At 41.2% G+C, this 16,198-nt stretch carries 12 protein-coding genes and 3 pseudogenes; 10 read left to right on the forward strand and 5 right to left on the reverse strand.

What is annotated here, in order from left to right:
* The first annotated feature begins 56 nt into the window (after positions 1 to 56).
* Entirely contained in the window at positions 57 to 1,268 is a 1,212-nt protein-coding gene (locus tag DQQ01_RS06790; RefSeq protein WP_111920861.1) for an aspartate kinase, read from the forward strand.
* Positions 1,269 to 1,390: 122 nt separating this feature from the next.
* Positions 1,391 to 1,519, forward strand: coding sequence for a hypothetical protein (locus DQQ01_RS16885; RefSeq protein WP_278278192.1), 129 nt, complete (start codon positions 1,391 to 1,393; stop codon positions 1,517 to 1,519).
* Here DQQ01_RS16885 and DQQ01_RS18110 read toward each other — a convergent pair.
* A pseudogene (locus tag DQQ01_RS18110) lies at positions 1,488 to 2,005 on the reverse strand (IS110 family transposase); the annotation flags it as partial. The gene DQQ01_RS16885 and the pseudogene DQQ01_RS18110 overlap by 32 nt on opposite strands.
* Before the next feature lie 219 nt (positions 2,006 to 2,224).
* Here DQQ01_RS18110 and DQQ01_RS06800 point away from each other — a divergent pair.
* From DQQ01_RS06800 to DQQ01_RS06820, 7 genes are all read left to right on the forward strand, one after another.
* Positions 2,225 to 3,352 (forward strand): ROK family transcriptional regulator, encoded by a 1,128-nt coding sequence (locus DQQ01_RS06800; RefSeq protein ID WP_111920862.1) that lies wholly within the window; start codon positions 2,225 to 2,227, stop codon positions 3,350 to 3,352.
* A 212-nt stretch (positions 3,353 to 3,564) separates the two neighbouring features.
* A complete protein-coding gene (locus DQQ01_RS06805; protein WP_111919437.1) occupies positions 3,565 to 4,611 on the forward strand; it encodes an NAD(P)-dependent alcohol dehydrogenase in 1,047 nt (348 codons plus the stop codon).
* A gap of 27 nt (positions 4,612 to 4,638) precedes the next feature.
* A complete protein-coding gene (locus DQQ01_RS16410) occupies positions 4,639 to 4,800 on the forward strand; it encodes a hypothetical protein (protein ID WP_242980743.1) in 162 nt (53 codons plus the stop codon).
* A 30-nt stretch (positions 4,801 to 4,830) separates the two neighbouring features.
* Positions 4,831 to 5,739, forward strand: coding sequence for a 23S rRNA (uracil(1939)-C(5))-methyltransferase RlmD (rlmD, locus tag DQQ01_RS06810; RefSeq protein WP_330407699.1), 909 nt, complete (start codon positions 4,831 to 4,833; stop codon positions 5,737 to 5,739).
* A complete protein-coding gene (locus DQQ01_RS17405) occupies positions 5,651 to 6,145 on the forward strand; it encodes a hypothetical protein (RefSeq protein WP_330407700.1) in 495 nt (164 codons plus the stop codon). The genes rlmD and DQQ01_RS17405 overlap by 89 nt, the downstream gene beginning before the upstream one ends.
* 31 nt (positions 6,146 to 6,176) lie before the next feature.
* Positions 6,177 to 6,548 (forward strand): TnpV protein, encoded by a 372-nt coding sequence (locus DQQ01_RS06815; RefSeq protein ID WP_014080786.1) that lies wholly within the window; start codon positions 6,177 to 6,179, stop codon positions 6,546 to 6,548.
* Between the two features lie 261 nt (positions 6,549 to 6,809).
* Positions 6,810 to 10,757, forward strand: coding sequence for a P-loop NTPase (locus tag DQQ01_RS06820; protein ID WP_111919438.1), 3,948 nt, complete (start codon positions 6,810 to 6,812; stop codon positions 10,755 to 10,757).
* 201 nt (positions 10,758 to 10,958) lie between these two features.
* Here DQQ01_RS06820 and mobQ read toward each other — a convergent pair.
* The 4 genes and pseudogenes from mobQ to DQQ01_RS06840 form a co-directional block, all read right to left on the reverse strand.
* A pseudogene (gene mobQ / locus DQQ01_RS06825) lies at positions 10,959 to 12,669 on the reverse strand (MobQ family relaxase).
* 146 nt (positions 12,670 to 12,815) lie between these two features.
* Positions 12,816 to 13,037: a DUF3847 domain-containing protein gene (locus tag DQQ01_RS06830; protein WP_005362330.1), complete on the reverse strand. Its 222-nt coding sequence runs from the start codon at positions 13,035 to 13,037 to the stop codon at positions 12,816 to 12,818.
* Between the two features lie 147 nt (positions 13,038 to 13,184).
* Positions 13,185 to 14,067, reverse strand: a pseudogene (locus tag DQQ01_RS06835) (ATP-binding protein).
* Positions 14,064 to 14,780: a replication initiator protein A gene (locus DQQ01_RS06840; RefSeq protein WP_014080781.1), complete on the reverse strand. Its 717-nt coding sequence runs from the start codon at positions 14,778 to 14,780 to the stop codon at positions 14,064 to 14,066. Before DQQ01_RS06840 ends, DQQ01_RS06835 begins: the two are co-directional and overlap by 4 nt.
* A 332-nt stretch (positions 14,781 to 15,112) precedes the next feature.
* Between DQQ01_RS06840 and DQQ01_RS06850 the strand changes: the two genes are divergently transcribed.
* A complete protein-coding gene (locus DQQ01_RS06850; protein ID WP_111917880.1) occupies positions 15,113 to 16,198 on the forward strand; it encodes a transposase in 1,086 nt (361 codons plus the stop codon).

Here is a 16,198-nt window from a genome sequence, read left to right on the forward strand (position 1 = left end):
TACCACTTCTTAGTGCTATAATGAAGTTCAGAAATACAGACAGAGGAGAAGAACTTATGCTTGCAGTAATGAAATTCGGCGGAAGTTCTGTGGCAGATTTAGAGAAAATCAGAAATGTGGCAGAACGATGTATTAAGAAGTGGAAGGAAGGAAATCAGGTTATCGTAGTGCTTTCTGCTATGGGAAAGACCACAGACGGGCTGATTGGTCAGGCACACCAGATTGCAGATATGCCCTCCAGAAGAGAAATGGATATGCTGCTGTCCACAGGAGAACAGGTATCCGTGTCCCTTATGGCCATGACCATGCTCAAAATGGGTGTGCCGGCGATTTCTTTAAATGCCTGGCAGGTGGCTATGCATACAACATCTGCTTATCAGAATGCAAAATTAAAGAGAATTGACACAGAGCGTATTCAAAAAGAGCTGGATTCCAATAAAATTGTAGTGGTGACCGGCTTTCAGGGAATCAATAAATATGATGATGTAACAACTCTTGGAAGAGGCGGTTCAGATACCACAGCCGTTGCCCTTGCAGCAGCTATGAACGCAGATGTCTGTGAGATTTATACAGATGTGGACGGCGTATACAGCGCAGACCCCCGAATTGTTCCGAATGCCAGAAAAATGGACGAAGTGACCTACGAGGAAATGCTGGAGTTTGCTTCTCTTGGGGCAAAGGTACTGCATAACCGCTGTGTAGAAATGGCAAGAAGGTACAATGTGAAACTGGTAGTAAAATCCAGTATGAGTGAGGAAGAGGGAACAGTTGTAAAGGAGAGTACAAAAATGGAAAAAATGCTCATAAGCGGTGTGGCAACAGACAAAAATATTGCGAAAATTACAGTGGCAGGTATGAAAGACGATCCGGAAAGCACCTTCCGTCTTTTAAATCTTCTGGCAAAGCATGGAATGAATATTGATGTGATGATTCAGTCTTTGGAAAAGGACGGAACAAAAACCCTGACCTTTACCATTGCAAGACCGGATATGCTCATGGCAGCAGAGCTTTTAAAGCAGCATGGAGATGTGCTGGGCAGGGTAGATATCAGTTGTGAAGAAGACGTGGCAAAGGTTTCCGTGGTAGGCGCAGGCGTCAGCTCTAATCCGGGCGTGGCGGCAAAAATGTTTGAAGCGCTTTCTGATGCGGGGATTAATACAGATATGATTACCACTTCTGAAATCCGCATCACGGCTGTGATTGCAGAAGATGAGGCAGAGGCAGCTATGCGGGTCGTACATGATCGATTTGCGGCAGAGTGGGAATGAGAGATAGGCAATAGGAACATACAGAGGGACTGTTTTATAAAATCCGGGAAGGGAATGAAACTTTCCCGGGGTATAAGGCAGTCCTTTTTTTACTTTTGTGTCCTTATTTTATGAAAGAAAGCATGACACAGAAGCGCGTAGATGTTATACTTGAAAAAGGAGAAGAGGGCATGGATATAAGTGTTTTGTTACTGTTGATATTTGGAGCTGTGCTGTTTGGCTGGGTGATTTTTTGTAAAATCCGTGCATAAATAACGTCTGTAAAGGCAGATTGCAAACAGTAAGCGCATTCTGATATTGATTTTTTTCACTTGAACGGCAGAAAACGAGTTTATAACGATACCTTGTGTATTCTCAGAGAATACGAATCTTTTTACAAGGGATATAACTGCCGCGAACAAGTCCAAGGCGGAACAAATCTCCAATCCATTTAGAATCTTTCGTATCGTCTTTATTACCTTTGACAGCTTTTATCCATTTAGGGTTAGCGATTGATTGATGTCGTCTTCCGGAAGATTAAAGACAGGAATCCAGTATTTACCAGTAGATTCCATGCAGACATCATAACAGTTGTTTTCAAGAAGCCAGTTCTTGAATTGTAAAATAGAGTTGTTGAAAGTAGAGAAGCGTTTCTTTTGATAAGAAGGTTCAAAACCATTGGTAGTTCTAATAATTGTGGCGATGAGAAAAGATTTGTGGACATCGACACCACAACAGGTTGGATAAGTAACTTTCATAAGTCAGGCTCCTTTCGTAAAAGATAAGAAGCCATTGACTGAACTGCCACACAATTAAACGAAGGCGCTTAAACAATTCTTAGTGTACGGACTCGTAGTACCCCTTCCCGTGTTTTGTAGTATAGCTTCTTGAAACTATTATCGCACAGAGTAAGGACGTTGAAAATTTTTCATTACTATTTGTGCCGCCGACTGAAAGGCGGAGGAATGGAGATTAAAATGACAAAAAAGCAGATAACGAATATAGAAGTAAAAAAGAATAATCGAAACAGAATTTTTCGTTATATTCTGAAAAATGGGATAGTTTCCAATCCGGATATTGCCTATCAACTGCAAATGAGTCTTCCTACAGTTACTCAGAATACAAAAGAATTTTTGGAAAGGGGAATTTTGCAGGAAGTGGGAGAGCTGGCTTCCACCGGGGGAAGACGGGCAAAGGGTTTAAAAGTCTGCGCGGACTTCCGTCTTGCAGCAGGAATGGATATTACAGGAAATCATGTGAGCATGCTTCTTTTGGATTTGCAGGGAAAGATTCTGGATTTTGTACGGTTTTCAAAGTCCTATGAAAAAGGGAAGGGGTATTATCTGGAACTGGCAGATATGCTGGAACAATTTCTGGATAAAAACAATGTGGAAAGAGAACGGTTTCTGGGACTTGGAATTTCTTTCCCGGGGATTGTGAATTTTCAGAAAAATGCCATTACCTATTCCCATGTTCTGGGCGTAGAGTGGCTGCCCCTGGAAGAGGTCAGCAGCAGTTTTCCCTATCCCTGTTTTTTCTTAAACGATGCCAATGCAGGGGCTTATGCAGAGGGACTGCAGGCGGAAGACGGAGAAGAATTTTTTTATCTTTCTCTCAGCAATACTGTGGGAGGCGCTTTGTTTGCAAAGGGAGAACTTTCTCAGGGAAAAAATTTTCGCTGCGGAGAGGCGGGACATATGACGCTTGTTCCTGAGGGGGATTTATGTTATTGCGGAAAGAAAGGGTGTCTGGACGCGTATTGTTCTGCGAAGCGTCTGGCTGATAGCAAAGGCGGAAAGTTGGAGGAGTTTTTCTGCGCTTTAAAGACGGAAGAGGCGGAAGGCGAAGCGCTCTGGGAAGATTATACAGAGAAGCTGGCTCTGGCTGTGAATAATCTTCATATGATTTTAGATTGTGATATTGTACTGGGCGGCTATGTGGGCAGCTATCTGGAACCCTATCTGGATATGCTCTGGAAAAAAATTTATGAGAGGAATACCTTTGGGGAGAGCATGCCTTTTGTAAAAGCATGCCGCTATAAAAAAGGGGCGGCAGCTCTGGGGGCAGGTCTGAGAGTGATAGAAAATTTTTTGGAAACTGTGTAAGCCAGTATTGTTCTTTATCTGAAACAAGACGTTGTAAGGACAAGAGAAGTTGGCCTTTCTTTGTATTCGATTTAGATGCTGATGCATGGAAGCGTAAAAAGCGCTTTGTGCATCAGCATTTTTTCTTGACTTTTTTTCCTGAACGTTATAATATAAACACATAGTAAAACTATTTAATTAAGTGCAAAACAAAGAGAAGCGGAGGAAAAATCATGAAGGGTAAAATGAAAACAGCTGTCATGCTGGACATTGGAAAAATGGGATTTGAGGAAAGAGAAATTCCCACACCAAAGGATAACGAGGTTTTGGTAAAGTTGGAATATGTGGGCATCTGTGGCAGCGATTTGCATTATTATGAATCCGGAGCAATCGGAGATTTTGTGGTAAAGCCGCCATTTGTGCTGGGGCATGAACCGGGTGGTACGGTTGTGGAAGTTGGAAAAAATGTAACACACTTAAAAGTGGGGGATCGGGTGGCTTTAGAACCGGGCAAAACCTGTGGACACTGCGAATTCTGTAGAGAAGGAAAATACAATCTCTGTCCGGACGTGGAGTTCTTTGCCACACCCCCTGTCGATGGAGTTTTTCAGGAATATGTGGCACATGAGGCAGGGCTTTGCTTCAAGCTTCCGGAGAATGTAAGCACCCTGGAAGGAGCTTTAATTGAACCGCTGGCTGTTGGTTTCCATGCAGCCATTCAGGGTGATGCGCATCTTGGACAAAAGGCAGTGGTTATGGGGGCTGGCTGCATTGGTCTGGTATCTATGATGGCATTAAAGGCAAGAGGGGTCACAGAGGTTTATGTGGTAGATATTATGGACAAACGTTTGGAAAAAGCTACGGAATTAGGTGCATCAGGAGTCATTAACGGCGCAAAGGAAGATGTTGTAAAGCGCATCAGAGAGCTGACAGAGGGAAAAGGCGTTGATTTGGTTATTGAAACAGCAGGAAGTGAAATTACCACAAGACAGGCTGTGCAGATTACAAAGAAAGGCGCAGCTATTGTGCTGGTAGGATACAGCAAGAGCGGAGAAATTACACTACCTATGAGCCTTGCGCTGGATAAGGAACTGACCTTTAAAACTGTATTCCGATATCGCCATATTTATCCCATGGCAATTGATGCGGTAGCTTCCGGAAAAGTTAATTTAAAGGGCATTGTAACGGATATTTTTGATTTGGACGAGGTGCAGAAAGCAATGGATTACAGTATCCATAATAAGGCAGAAATTGTAAAAGGGGTAATTAAAATTTGTTAAAAGAAATCTGAAAAACAGAAAAAAGACATGACGAAAAAAGTAAGGGGTGATATAATAAAGCAGATTATCTGCAAAAAGAGGCAGTTTTGGGAGGACGAAACATGGAAGAGCAAAAGAGAAGCTGTGAATTGGAGAGAAAAGGCTGTGGCGGCTGCAGTATGCTGTCCATGCCATATAGGAAGCAATTAAAAAAGAAGCAGAAAAGACTGGAACAGCTTCTTGGAAAATTCGGGAAGGTACAGCCAATCCTGGGTATGGAAAATCCCTGGAATTACAGAAATAAAGGTGATTTCGACTTTTGCAAAAGGAAAAGGGAAGAATCTGGAGAGCGGAATCTATGCTCAGGGAAGCCACAGAGTTCTTCCTGTAAAAACCTGTTTTTTGCATCAGCCGATTCTGGATAAAGCAGTGGAAGCTGTGCGAAGAGCGGTGTCAGACTGTAAATATCAGCCTTATGATGAAGATAGGAGAACAGGGCTTATCCGGCATGTACTGGTAAGGCACAGTCTTACTACAGATGAGGTTATGGCTGTGCTGGTGACGGCCTCTCCTGTTTTGCCAGGAGCAAAGGCATTTGTAAAAAAGGTACGGGAGCTTTGTCCGAATATTACGACTATTGTGCAGAATGTAAATGCCCGCTCCACCAGTGCGGTGTTGGGGGACAGGGAGAAAATCCTGTATGGAAAAGGATTTATTACAGACAGTCTTTGCGGCGTAAGGTTCCGTATTGCGGCTTCCAGTTTTTATCAGGTAAACCCCAAACAGACAGAGATTTTATACAAAAAAGCCATTGAGGCAGCGGGACTTAACGGAAAACAGACGGTGCTTGATGCTTACTGCGGTGTAGGAACCATTGGACTGACTGCTGCAAAACATGCAAAAAATGTGCTGGGAGTGGAGTTAAACAAAAGTGCTGTGCAGTGTGCTATAGAAAATGCAAAAGCAAACCATTTGAAAAATGCCCGCTTTTTATGCGGAGATGCGACAAGGTTTTATACAGAAAATGGCGGCAAGAGCAGAGCAGGTGAACGTAGTATTTATGGATCCGCCCAGAGCCGGCAGCACCCCGGAATTTTTGCAGGCTGTAAGCCGAATGAAGCCGGAAAAGCTGGTGTATATTTCCTGTAATCCGGAAACTCTGCAGAGAGATTTGGAGATATTGGTGAAGCTGAGGTGGAAGGTGGAACGGATACAGGGGGTGGACTTGTTTCCGATGACGGAGCATGTGGAGACAGTTGTTCTTTTGTCCCAACAGAAGCCGGATGACACGATAGAGATCGACTTAGACCTGGACGAGCTGGATGCTACCAGTGCCGAGTTGAAAGCAACCTATCAGGAAATCAAAGATTATGTGCTGAAAGAATTTGGCTTGAAGGTTTCAAGTTTATATATTTCTCAGGTAAAACGCAAATGTGGAATTGGAGTGGGAGAAAACTATAATCTTCCAAAATCAGAAAATGCAAGAGTTCCACAATGCCCGAAAGAGAAGGAAGAAGCTATCAAGGCTGCCCTGAAATATTTTGCGATGATCTAAGGACATCGCTGATTTCAAGGAGGAATAACACATGAAAAGCACATTTGAAAAAATGGGTGGAACCTACACACTTGGCGCAGACGGAATTTACTATCCGAATCTTGTCAGTACAGATGAAGAACCGCATTATGGGAAATATGGAATGATGCGGAAAACATATCTGAAAGAGCATCGTCTGGCAATGTATTCACTGTATATGTTGGAAGACAGACTGGTGGAACATCTGAATCTTGTGGACGATGAAGCACAGGAGAGAATGGATATTCTGGTACGTCAGATGATGGAGCAGCAGGGCATTACGGAAGAATTGAAAGCTCGTGATCAGATGGAATGGGTCAGAGCGGTAAACAATATCCGGAATGCTGCAGAAGAGATTGTGTTAAAAGAATTAGTGTATATTTAAGGTAATGGAAAGCTCCTTCGGGAGCTTTTCGCTGTTTGGAAGAGATTATATAGAAAATGGGTTAAGAAGATGGTATTATTAAAGCAACGGGATTTTTTTATTATAGTATCTAAAATGTTTTATTCATTACAAGGAAATGGAATTGATGAATGCCATTAAACTTCCTAATAGAAATAGAATCGTTCGATATTCTGAATTGGAAAATTTGATAAGTACAGATTAGAGCACGTGTAGATGTAATAAGAGAACGAAAGGAAAAATATGGGAAAAAGCACAAAGAAGAAAAACAAAAAGATTACAGCTCCAAAAGCAAATATTCAGGAATTAAGTATTTCTAGGGATGGCGGACAAATTGCACTCAGGGGGTATTCATATCAATTTTTGTATTCGTGTTATTTAATTCTTTCGTCATCAAATCCAAGCAATTTTTTCCAGCTTGAGGGGATTGAAGATATTGATTGTATCATGCAGAAAAATGGTAGTAATGATATTACTCATATACAGTTGAAATATTCTGTCAACAAACAGGATGCCAGCTTTTTAACTGATGTGCTCAAAAATTTTCTTGAAGCATATTTGCTGGATCAAAATAGATTTTTTAAGCTTGTTTACGATTTCCCTGTTGCAAAAGGCCATCTAAGTAAGATATTTGCATCTAAGTTAGACGAAAAATCACGCACCCATTGGGCTGGCGTGATTTCAAATATCAAGAAAAACAATCCTTCTTGGAATTGGTCTGTTTATGATTTCGATAAATTTATTTCACATCTGTCATTTGAGAAGATTGAAAAATCTATACTTGCTACTGAAATTGAAAAAACCTTAATTAGAATTTATGAGATTAACACAGACAATGTTTCATTATTTGCAAATAGCATAAAAATTCTTTGCTTTGAAAAAATGGAGCAGCGGGCCTATGTGACAAAAGCAGAATTAGATTCCAAAATCCAATCTGTCAAAATAGATATCAGTAAGGGTCCTCAAAATCCAGCTCATAGTTGGATTCGTAAACTGGACTACTCTAAGCCTAGCATTGATGAAGGGTGTAGTTTTTACGAAGGGAAAAAAGCAACACCAGCAGATATAGTAAGTGGGTTTCCAATCAAACGACCGAGTTTAGAAAAAGATGTTATTAATTCTATTTGCGAAAACATGGTTACTGTAATTAAAGCTTCTAGTGGGCAAGGAAAAACCACGCTGGCTTTGCGGGCAGCTTATATTCTCCAAAATGAATATATACCATATCAGTTACTATGGTGTGATGAGATAAAAGAAATTGGGAATATTGTCCAATATTTCAAAGCAAGAATGCAGCTTGGTGAAAAGATTCTTATCTTAATTGACAATCTGGATAACCATCTCAGCAAATGGAATTATCTTGTTCAGCTCTTACAATCCGAATTGCATTGTCATTATAAGTTGCTCATCACATCGCGAGAGATGGATTGGTATAATTATAGTGGTGACTTGAGCAATATCCAGTCTTTGAAAGTAATTAAGCCGGTTTTAGAAGAAAAGGAAGCAATAGAGATATTCAATCTATTCAGAGAGGCTAAGCAACTTCACCCAAGCATAACAAGCTGGCAAAGAGCATGGAATAAGATTGCAGAAAGGCAACTACTTATAGAGTATGTCTACTTGCTTACTCATGGTGAGATGTTATCAGAAAGAATAGCCTCACAAATATCCGAAATAGGACAATCATCTTCTGGCAAAGCAAAATGTGAAATCTTACGCAAAGTATGTTTTGCAGATCTTTGCGGAGTCAGGCTTTCTGCTATCAAACTTTCTGCGAGTCAATCAGAAGACTCTGGCTCGGATTTTGGGGAGCTTTTAAAAGGTATGGAATCGGAGTTCCTTGTGCATGTAAATGAAGAGAGTGGGTATATTGAGGGGCTACATCCCATTCGGTCAAAGCACGTTGTTAAGAGGCTGCATGAATTCCTGCCAATTGACAATACCGCCATTTCAGTTATGAAAATGGCGGACAAAGCGGACCTATCGATACTGTTTTCTCATCTGCCGGAGTTTACCCTGAACAAAGAAACGTTTTTCCGCGATGCGGTCGAGAGTCTATGGGATGAAAAAGACCTTTCAAACTATACTTCTGCAATACAGGGGCTTTTTTCAGGGAGTGTGATGCAGTATTTCCTTTCTAACCGGGCTGCGTTTGACGATGCAGATGCCCACGGCGGTCTTTTTCTTCTATCGACCGAAATGTGCCCCTTTGCTGTATTCGAGGATTTCGGTGTGTCGATGGATACGCTGGACAAAATGCGGGAAACATTTCCGGATAATAAGAATATAGAATATCTTTGCCGATTACGGGAGCGTATTCCCACCTGCTGTTTGCAGGAAACGTATGTCTATATTTTCTGCGATTGTTTATATAGGAAAATGCGTACCTTTCGTTTTGACGGAATAAAGGACATCACGTCCTATACCTCCATTTCTGAGTGGATCTATAACATCAATCCAGAGTGGAATGTATCTGCCGGATTTTCTCTGGACGATCTTTGGAGCAAGCCAGAAAAATTGACGCTGGAGTGCGTTTCTACGCTGATGTATCTCTCCTACTGCGGGAACAGAGAGAAATATATGGAATTTGTGGAACGAAATCTTAAGAGTATTCTTACGTACCTTAAGCAGTGGACCAGATCACATAGGGTATTTATTGATTCCGAAAAAAAAGCGATTCACATTGAATATATCCTTCGATTGCACAATATTAAAACGGGAAATGAGCAGAGCGTCTCAAGGCTGAAATTCCTTTGTAAAGCCTTGCCTATTTTTGATTTGTATTGCGCGGATGCTCTCAAGCCGACAGTTGATTTGCTCTCGGCTTATCCTGTTCCCGACGATGCACATAAAGAAATGCCCATTAAAAATATTGTAATCATGTTCCATCAGAATCTTACGTCGCTATGGAACAAGACCATTATGAGCAATTACGAATTTGATACCGCGACAGAATGGTTAAATTACTGGTTTGATGTGAGAGAACATATATGTTTGCTTGCAGATAAGTGCTGTGCCTGTATTTACAAACTCCTTGGCGGAAAACCATTAGGGAGTTTGGCCGGGGAGGTAGATCAACTTCGTGAAGAATTTGCCCTAATTACTACTGGTGAAAAGCGATATCCTAAAGAAGATCGTCCTTTTGAAGAAAAAGCTACAGTGCCCGAGAGGTTAGGAAAAATAAAGAGTAAATACTTTCAAAGCATACAAAACTTTATGAATCAGTTTGCAGGGTTCCTCATTAAGAATGAACAAAAACAAAGATTGGCTATGGTTAACCTCACAATAGCTCAAAGTGCTCTTGTGACAATGCAGAATTACTTTGCAGAAATTGCAATTGATTTTAGCTTTCAGGAAAGACAGTTGACTCTTTGTGTTATGGAAACACAAAACATAGAGCGACTAATAATGTGCTGTAGCTACTACCAGACACATTCGCCAAATAAGTATTTTAATAAATATCAAATTAGCAATTGGTATGACGGGCATTGTCGGGATGAGAGAAAGATAGTAGAAGACGGATTGTCGGAATTAGAATCAAAGTATTCGATTCATTTTCCTGATCAGATTTACACCATTGACATGTTGAGCTATTATCCCATCATAGTTGGTAATTTTGATATGGCATCGGAAAGCAATTTAACCGAATGGCTTCTGGGCTGTATCGCATTTGCTGATGCTCCCTTTGATTACCTAGTCATATTATCTGCAAACGAGTCCAAAGAAATAGATTCTACTGCTTTACAGTTCCCTCGACGGATGCTCGTTGACGTCAAGAAGGCAATCGAATCAGAAAATCATTCATTGCTTGATAAACTGGTGCCTCCATATCCTGTGAATGTGACAGCACAAATGCTTGACTGCTTTAGTGAAAAATATGATTTGCCTGAAAAAAAAGTCACCGATGTCGATGAACTTCCAATAGGATATATTGCAGAAGAACTATGGATATATTCTAAATCTGTGGAGTTGTTGACGGAACCAGAAGATGCGTGTTATCTTGCAGCTCAAACGCAAGATATTCAGCTCAACATTACGGAAATGCTTTGTTTATTGAAGAACAAGCTTCCGGTCAAAGATGTCGATTGGTTAATAGAAATTTGTGATAACGTATTTTCAGGAGAAAAATTTGATGACATTATGTTCAATAATGTTATTGAACATTTCATACAGAAAAAGATTGAACAGTAAAATCGTTGTAGCTTGATTGTTTTAGCAGACAGTGTCTATTTAATCGAAGAAAAAGAATGTTGATAGTATAGGCATTGAAAATGCTAGACTATGACTTAGATTTCAAATAAAAGTAAATAGTTGGAATATTAAAATAATAATGTGTGAATATTATTCATTGTCTCGGCACCATTTATGGTGCCAGGACAATACTTTAGATGATTACAATTCCATATCATGTGACCTTTTCTTAGTCCGAGCAGACTGATTTCGCCGCATTTCCTGTTCTCTCTGATATTTAAGTTCCCATGCACGATGGGAGAAAACATCAGGGTCTTCCACATTGAGATAATCCACCTCATCGGCTGCAATATCACGACGGTGATAGTCATAATACTTACCAAAAGTACCTTTGAGCTGCTCGATCAGCTTATCCCGGAAATCAGGACGTATCTGGATTCTGGTATCCAGTAACTCGGTATATTGTTCTGGTTCAGGATGAAATTTTTCTTCCCGGAAAGCGGCGGCATCTTTTTCAAGCTGTTTTTTGAGCGAGATGTCCTGAGAATCTAGGATATCAAGATTGTTATTCATTTGGTCATATTTCTTGGATAGATTTGTCATATCTTTATCGGTAGAGCATTGTGCCTGGAAGATTAGCTGCTCTTTCCTTGATTTCAGTTCTTCAATTTCTTCGGTAACAGTGGTAAGCTGCTGATTCAATTTTATATGCTGGATGGGATTCAAAATACTGGTTTTCTCTTTTTTCACATTCAGTTCTTTCCGCTCTGTAACTTTAGCTTTGAGTTTCTTTTTAATGGTGTTGTATTTATTCAGTATTGGATTAAAATGATTCATCCAGTCATGGATCACTTCTTTTTGCATCTCATTGTGGAGCAAATGATACTGTGTAAAAATCATATGATTGCGGATCGCTTCTAACGTTTCAGCTATTATTGGAATAGACTTTTCTACAGCTTCAGCCAGTTTTGCTACCTTTGCTTTTAATTCTCGGAGCATTTTGTTATCCGCACGAATCTGACGGTTGATTTCACAGTGGTCTGCTATCATGCCTTTCTTTTCCATATTCTGGGCAATGTAGCCTTCATGGATGGTTGGCTGTTCGGTGATTCCCTGATCTGCAAAGCTGCGGTGATCAATGGTAGCATTTATCTGATTACGTGCAAGCATTTTATTTACGGCATCTGCCCAGTTTGCCCGCCAGATACAAAGTTGTTCATCACTGTTCCATTGTTGGGAAATAGGATTCTGTCTGCCATATCGGCTGCTCTTGGGGTGTTTATCAATCCGTTCATATCCTTTTTCCTGTGCAACAGAGGAAGTCAGATATTCTTTCTTTTTTCCAACTTTATAGCGATATTGCTTTTCCCATCCCTGTTTCTGAGCAGTTTTAAATTCAGAAGCAGTAAACCCCTTTTTCTTCCCCATCTTTGATACAGAGATATTCTTTTTCTGTTTTATACTGCCATGTTCCATTTTCATTTAATGGTCGGACAGTAAGAAGAATGTGTGCATGGGGATTGTGACCATCTGTATCGTGAATGGCAAAATCAGCACACATCCCCATATCTACAAAATTCTTTTTAATAAAATCTTGAAGAAGAGAAATATTGCTGTCTTTATCCAACTCAACGGGGAGTGCGACAACAAATTCTCTTGCAAGTCGGCTGTCTTTGGTCTTTTCGGTTTCTTCCACAGCATTCCAGAGTTGTTCCCGGTCATTCCATTCCAATGGAGCCATTGGAGGAAGCATCACCTCCTGATAGATCAGCCCCTGCTTTCTGGTATAGTCATGCTGGATGCCGTCATAATCATTGTACATGCGGCTACAGCTCATATAAGCAGAAGCAGCAACGGCAGACCGACCGGAACCACGGCTGACGACTTTGGCTTGCATATGATAAATTGCCATATCTGGCACCTCCTTTCGATGTTGCCTGCAACAGCGGATAAAGCCCTCGGCAGAGCGCACGAGCCCCGAAGGGGATACCACTGCCTGATTTATCAGGTGGTGAGTAAGTGCGCCCTTCGGGCCCTTCGGGAGTAGAACTTGTGCGTTTACATTCCCCGTAGCCGGATCATCAGCTCCCGTTTTAGGGAATCTAAATCCATTTCTTTAATATGGGGAACAATACTTTCCAGAATGGCTCCTTCCTGGACTAATCGGTGTGTTCTGGCATCACGTTCTTTTTTGCGATTTCTTGCTTCAGCTTCTTCCTGGCGGTGTCTTGCCTGTAAAAGTGCTTTTTCTTCCGGTGTCATGATTCTTTTATCTGCCATACCTGGCACCTCCTTTTTATGCCCGTATCCGGGCAGTTTTGGTTTTAAAATCTTTTGGTTTGGTACTATGGTTTTAGATAACTGACAGTGGCATGTTCTTGGTGAAAAATAAGGAAAGATAGTAGTACCACTGTCAGTGAAAAATAATCATTGCGTTATACTTCTTTGAGTCAAATTCTGGTTCGGAGCATGATTGTTCAACAGGATTTTTTTCGCCCGTTTTAAATTATCTGTTGCATTGTCCTGACGGATATTCCGGTTATTGATACGGACAGGAATACATCTCTCCAGAATACGGTCATAAATTCGTTTGTGTGCGATATCAGCGGCATTATTCAGCTCTGATAAAGTGAGATTGGTCGTTATGATCAGGGGCTTTTTACTGCGGTAACGACTGTCGATCACATTGAATACCTGTTCCAGTGCAAAGTCAGAGTTCCGCTCAATTCCGAGATCATCAATAATCAGAAGACTGTAGCGGTTTAAGCTGTTGATGAACTGGTTTCTGTCTTCAAAATGCATTCCGGTAAGGGTATTCAGAATCTGGGAAAAGTTGGTCATCAGTACAGGAACGCCTTTTTCCAGCAGGGCATTGGCAATGCAGCCTGCAAAAAAAGATTTTCCAGTACCGACATCACCCCAGATGAGAAGTCCGGAGGCGTTTGCTTTCATCTCTTCCCAGTTGCTTACATAATTGTGTGCCAGTTTTATTTCCGGATTGATGCCGTTATCCTTGGAAAAAGTGTAGTCATAGAGTGCTTTGTCCTGTAAGCCGCTGGTTTTAAGATGCTCTATTTCCATTTGTTTTTCATGAAGTTTTCTCTGGGTTTCTTCCTGCTCAAAGATTTCCTGCTGGCATTTACAGCGAATGGAAGGAATAAGCACCTTTCCCTGTAATTCATGCCGGCATTGTCTTGGCGTATTGCATTTGGAACAGTAGATCAGGTGGTCTGTTTCGTTAAAATATTCATCAGGCTGAAGCTCTCCTGTTTGGTGTTATAGCGGTTGCTTTTCCTGTAAATCTTGTCATAGTGTTTCGTATTCCTCACTTTCGTAATTTCTTTGCCGGGAAGCAGGATGATCCTGTCTTGCCCAACTGATGATGGTAGCTGCATGGTTCTGATATTGTTTTCCGGTAGAAGCCATATAACCGGATAAGCGTTCAATATAATCCTTCCAGTCAGGGATTGTCTGCCGGATATCTTCAAGCTCTTTTTCTGACAGAAAAACATTTTGAAATTTTCCATAGGGTGAGAGTGGCTCCTTACTCCCTCTTATTGCTAAATTGTTCTTTTTTATCTCTTTCTTATTACCAGACAGTTTTCTGTCTGTATCAGGGAAAGAATCCTGTCTGTCAATAGGACAGTTTTCTGTCTGTCTTAGGGAAAGAAATCTGTCTGTATAGTGGATGGTTTCTTTTGGGAGTTTTACATAAATTCGATTGGGCTGTCCGGGTCCCTGCCGTTTTCGGAAGATAAGCTCCTGTTTTTCCAGTACTGCCAGAGCAGTTTTAATCGTCATCTGGCTTTTGTGGAGAACTTCTGCCAGTGCTTCAATTGTAAAGTAAATGAACACATGACCATCGATATCTGACCAGCCCTCATTTTTCTGGGAAAGCCTTGCCCGGTCGAGCAGGATAATATAAAGCATTTTGGCAGTTTCGTTTATTTCCATGTCCAGAAGGAAACGGGGAAACATCATATAAGATGGCAGGTTGGTGTCTGCTGTCAGAAAGTCCGTCATGTGTTCACCTCCAATCAGTTATTCTCCAAGAAAATCCCAGTCTACATCATTATCCGGCTGTGAATTTTCAGGTGTTGGAAAGGACGCCCTGATTTGGGTAATGTCATTAACTTAAGAAAATTTATAACTATAAATGAGTAAATACCAAATATTGCACAAAATAAAGACACCCGCTGTTGAATGATGTATAATTGAAGTACCAACAAACAACATACTCAAACAACAAGGGGGTGCCCGTTGCAAACAGTATACATCATTCTAACAGTATTTACAATTACTTTAAAACCTTAAAACTCGGCTTATTTTTATCCGATGTGTACCTAAACCATCTGATGACTATCATTGTTTCCGTTTTCCTCCGTGGTTACAGGGGGAAAACTGTAGATTTCGCCGAAGTAAGTAACCAGCATAGAACCACAACCGCCTATTTCCTGAACCACGGCAAGTGGAATGATTCCGCTCTCCAGGATACTTTGAAAAATGCCGTCATACAGGTTATTTATCTGGAAGCGCAACGCTCAGGACAGCCTGTTTTCTGTATTGTGGATGATACGATTGCTTCGCATACCAGGCCTTCGTTACAGGCCGGGCATCCAATTGAAGCGGCGTACTTTCATCAATCCCATTTAAAGGGCTGTCAGGATTATGGGCATCAGATTGTTTCTGTCATGCTTTCCTGTAATGGGCTCATACTGAATTATGCCGACATCCTGTATGACAAATCAAAGTCAAAGATACAGATTGTCCAGGAGATTGCGGATGAACTTCCTGTGGCACCGGTGATTTCCTATTTCCTATGCGACAGCTGGTATACCTCCGTAAAGGTAATGGAGAGTTTTATCCGGAAAGGATTTTATACGATTGGAGCGCTGAAGACCAACCGGGTCATCTATCCATGCGGAATCCGCCAGAAAGTCAGTGAGTTTGCCCTTCATTTGAGAAAAACAGACCGTGCTGTCAGCCTTGTGACCGTTGGCGGCCGTGAATTCTATGTGTATCGCTACGAAGGAGAACTCAATGATATTCCAAACGCGGTGGTTATTATCAGCTATCCCCGGGAAGCTTTTGGAAATCCGAAATCGCTGAGGGTATTTATATCCACAAATGCCGGAATATCCACACAGGAAATCCTTGACACATATACAGAACGGTGGCCAATCGAATTATTTTTCCGTCAGAGCAAAAACAAACTTGCGCTGGACAAATGTCAGATCCGCTCACGGCAGGGAATCGAGCGGTATTGGCTGATCATGTCATTGGTTCATTACATGTGCTGTATGCATTCTGGGAAATACAATACCTTCGAGGAAGGATACCGGTATTTTCAAGATCAAGTCAAAACAGAGCGAATCGGTAATCTGCACCAGTTCATAAAAAATGGCGCGTCACTTGAAGCTGTTTTGAAACTGGTAGGGTAG

Source organism: Blautia argi (assembly GCF_003287895.1).
Classification (GTDB): domain Bacteria; phylum Bacillota; class Clostridia; order Lachnospirales; family Lachnospiraceae; genus Blautia; species Blautia argi.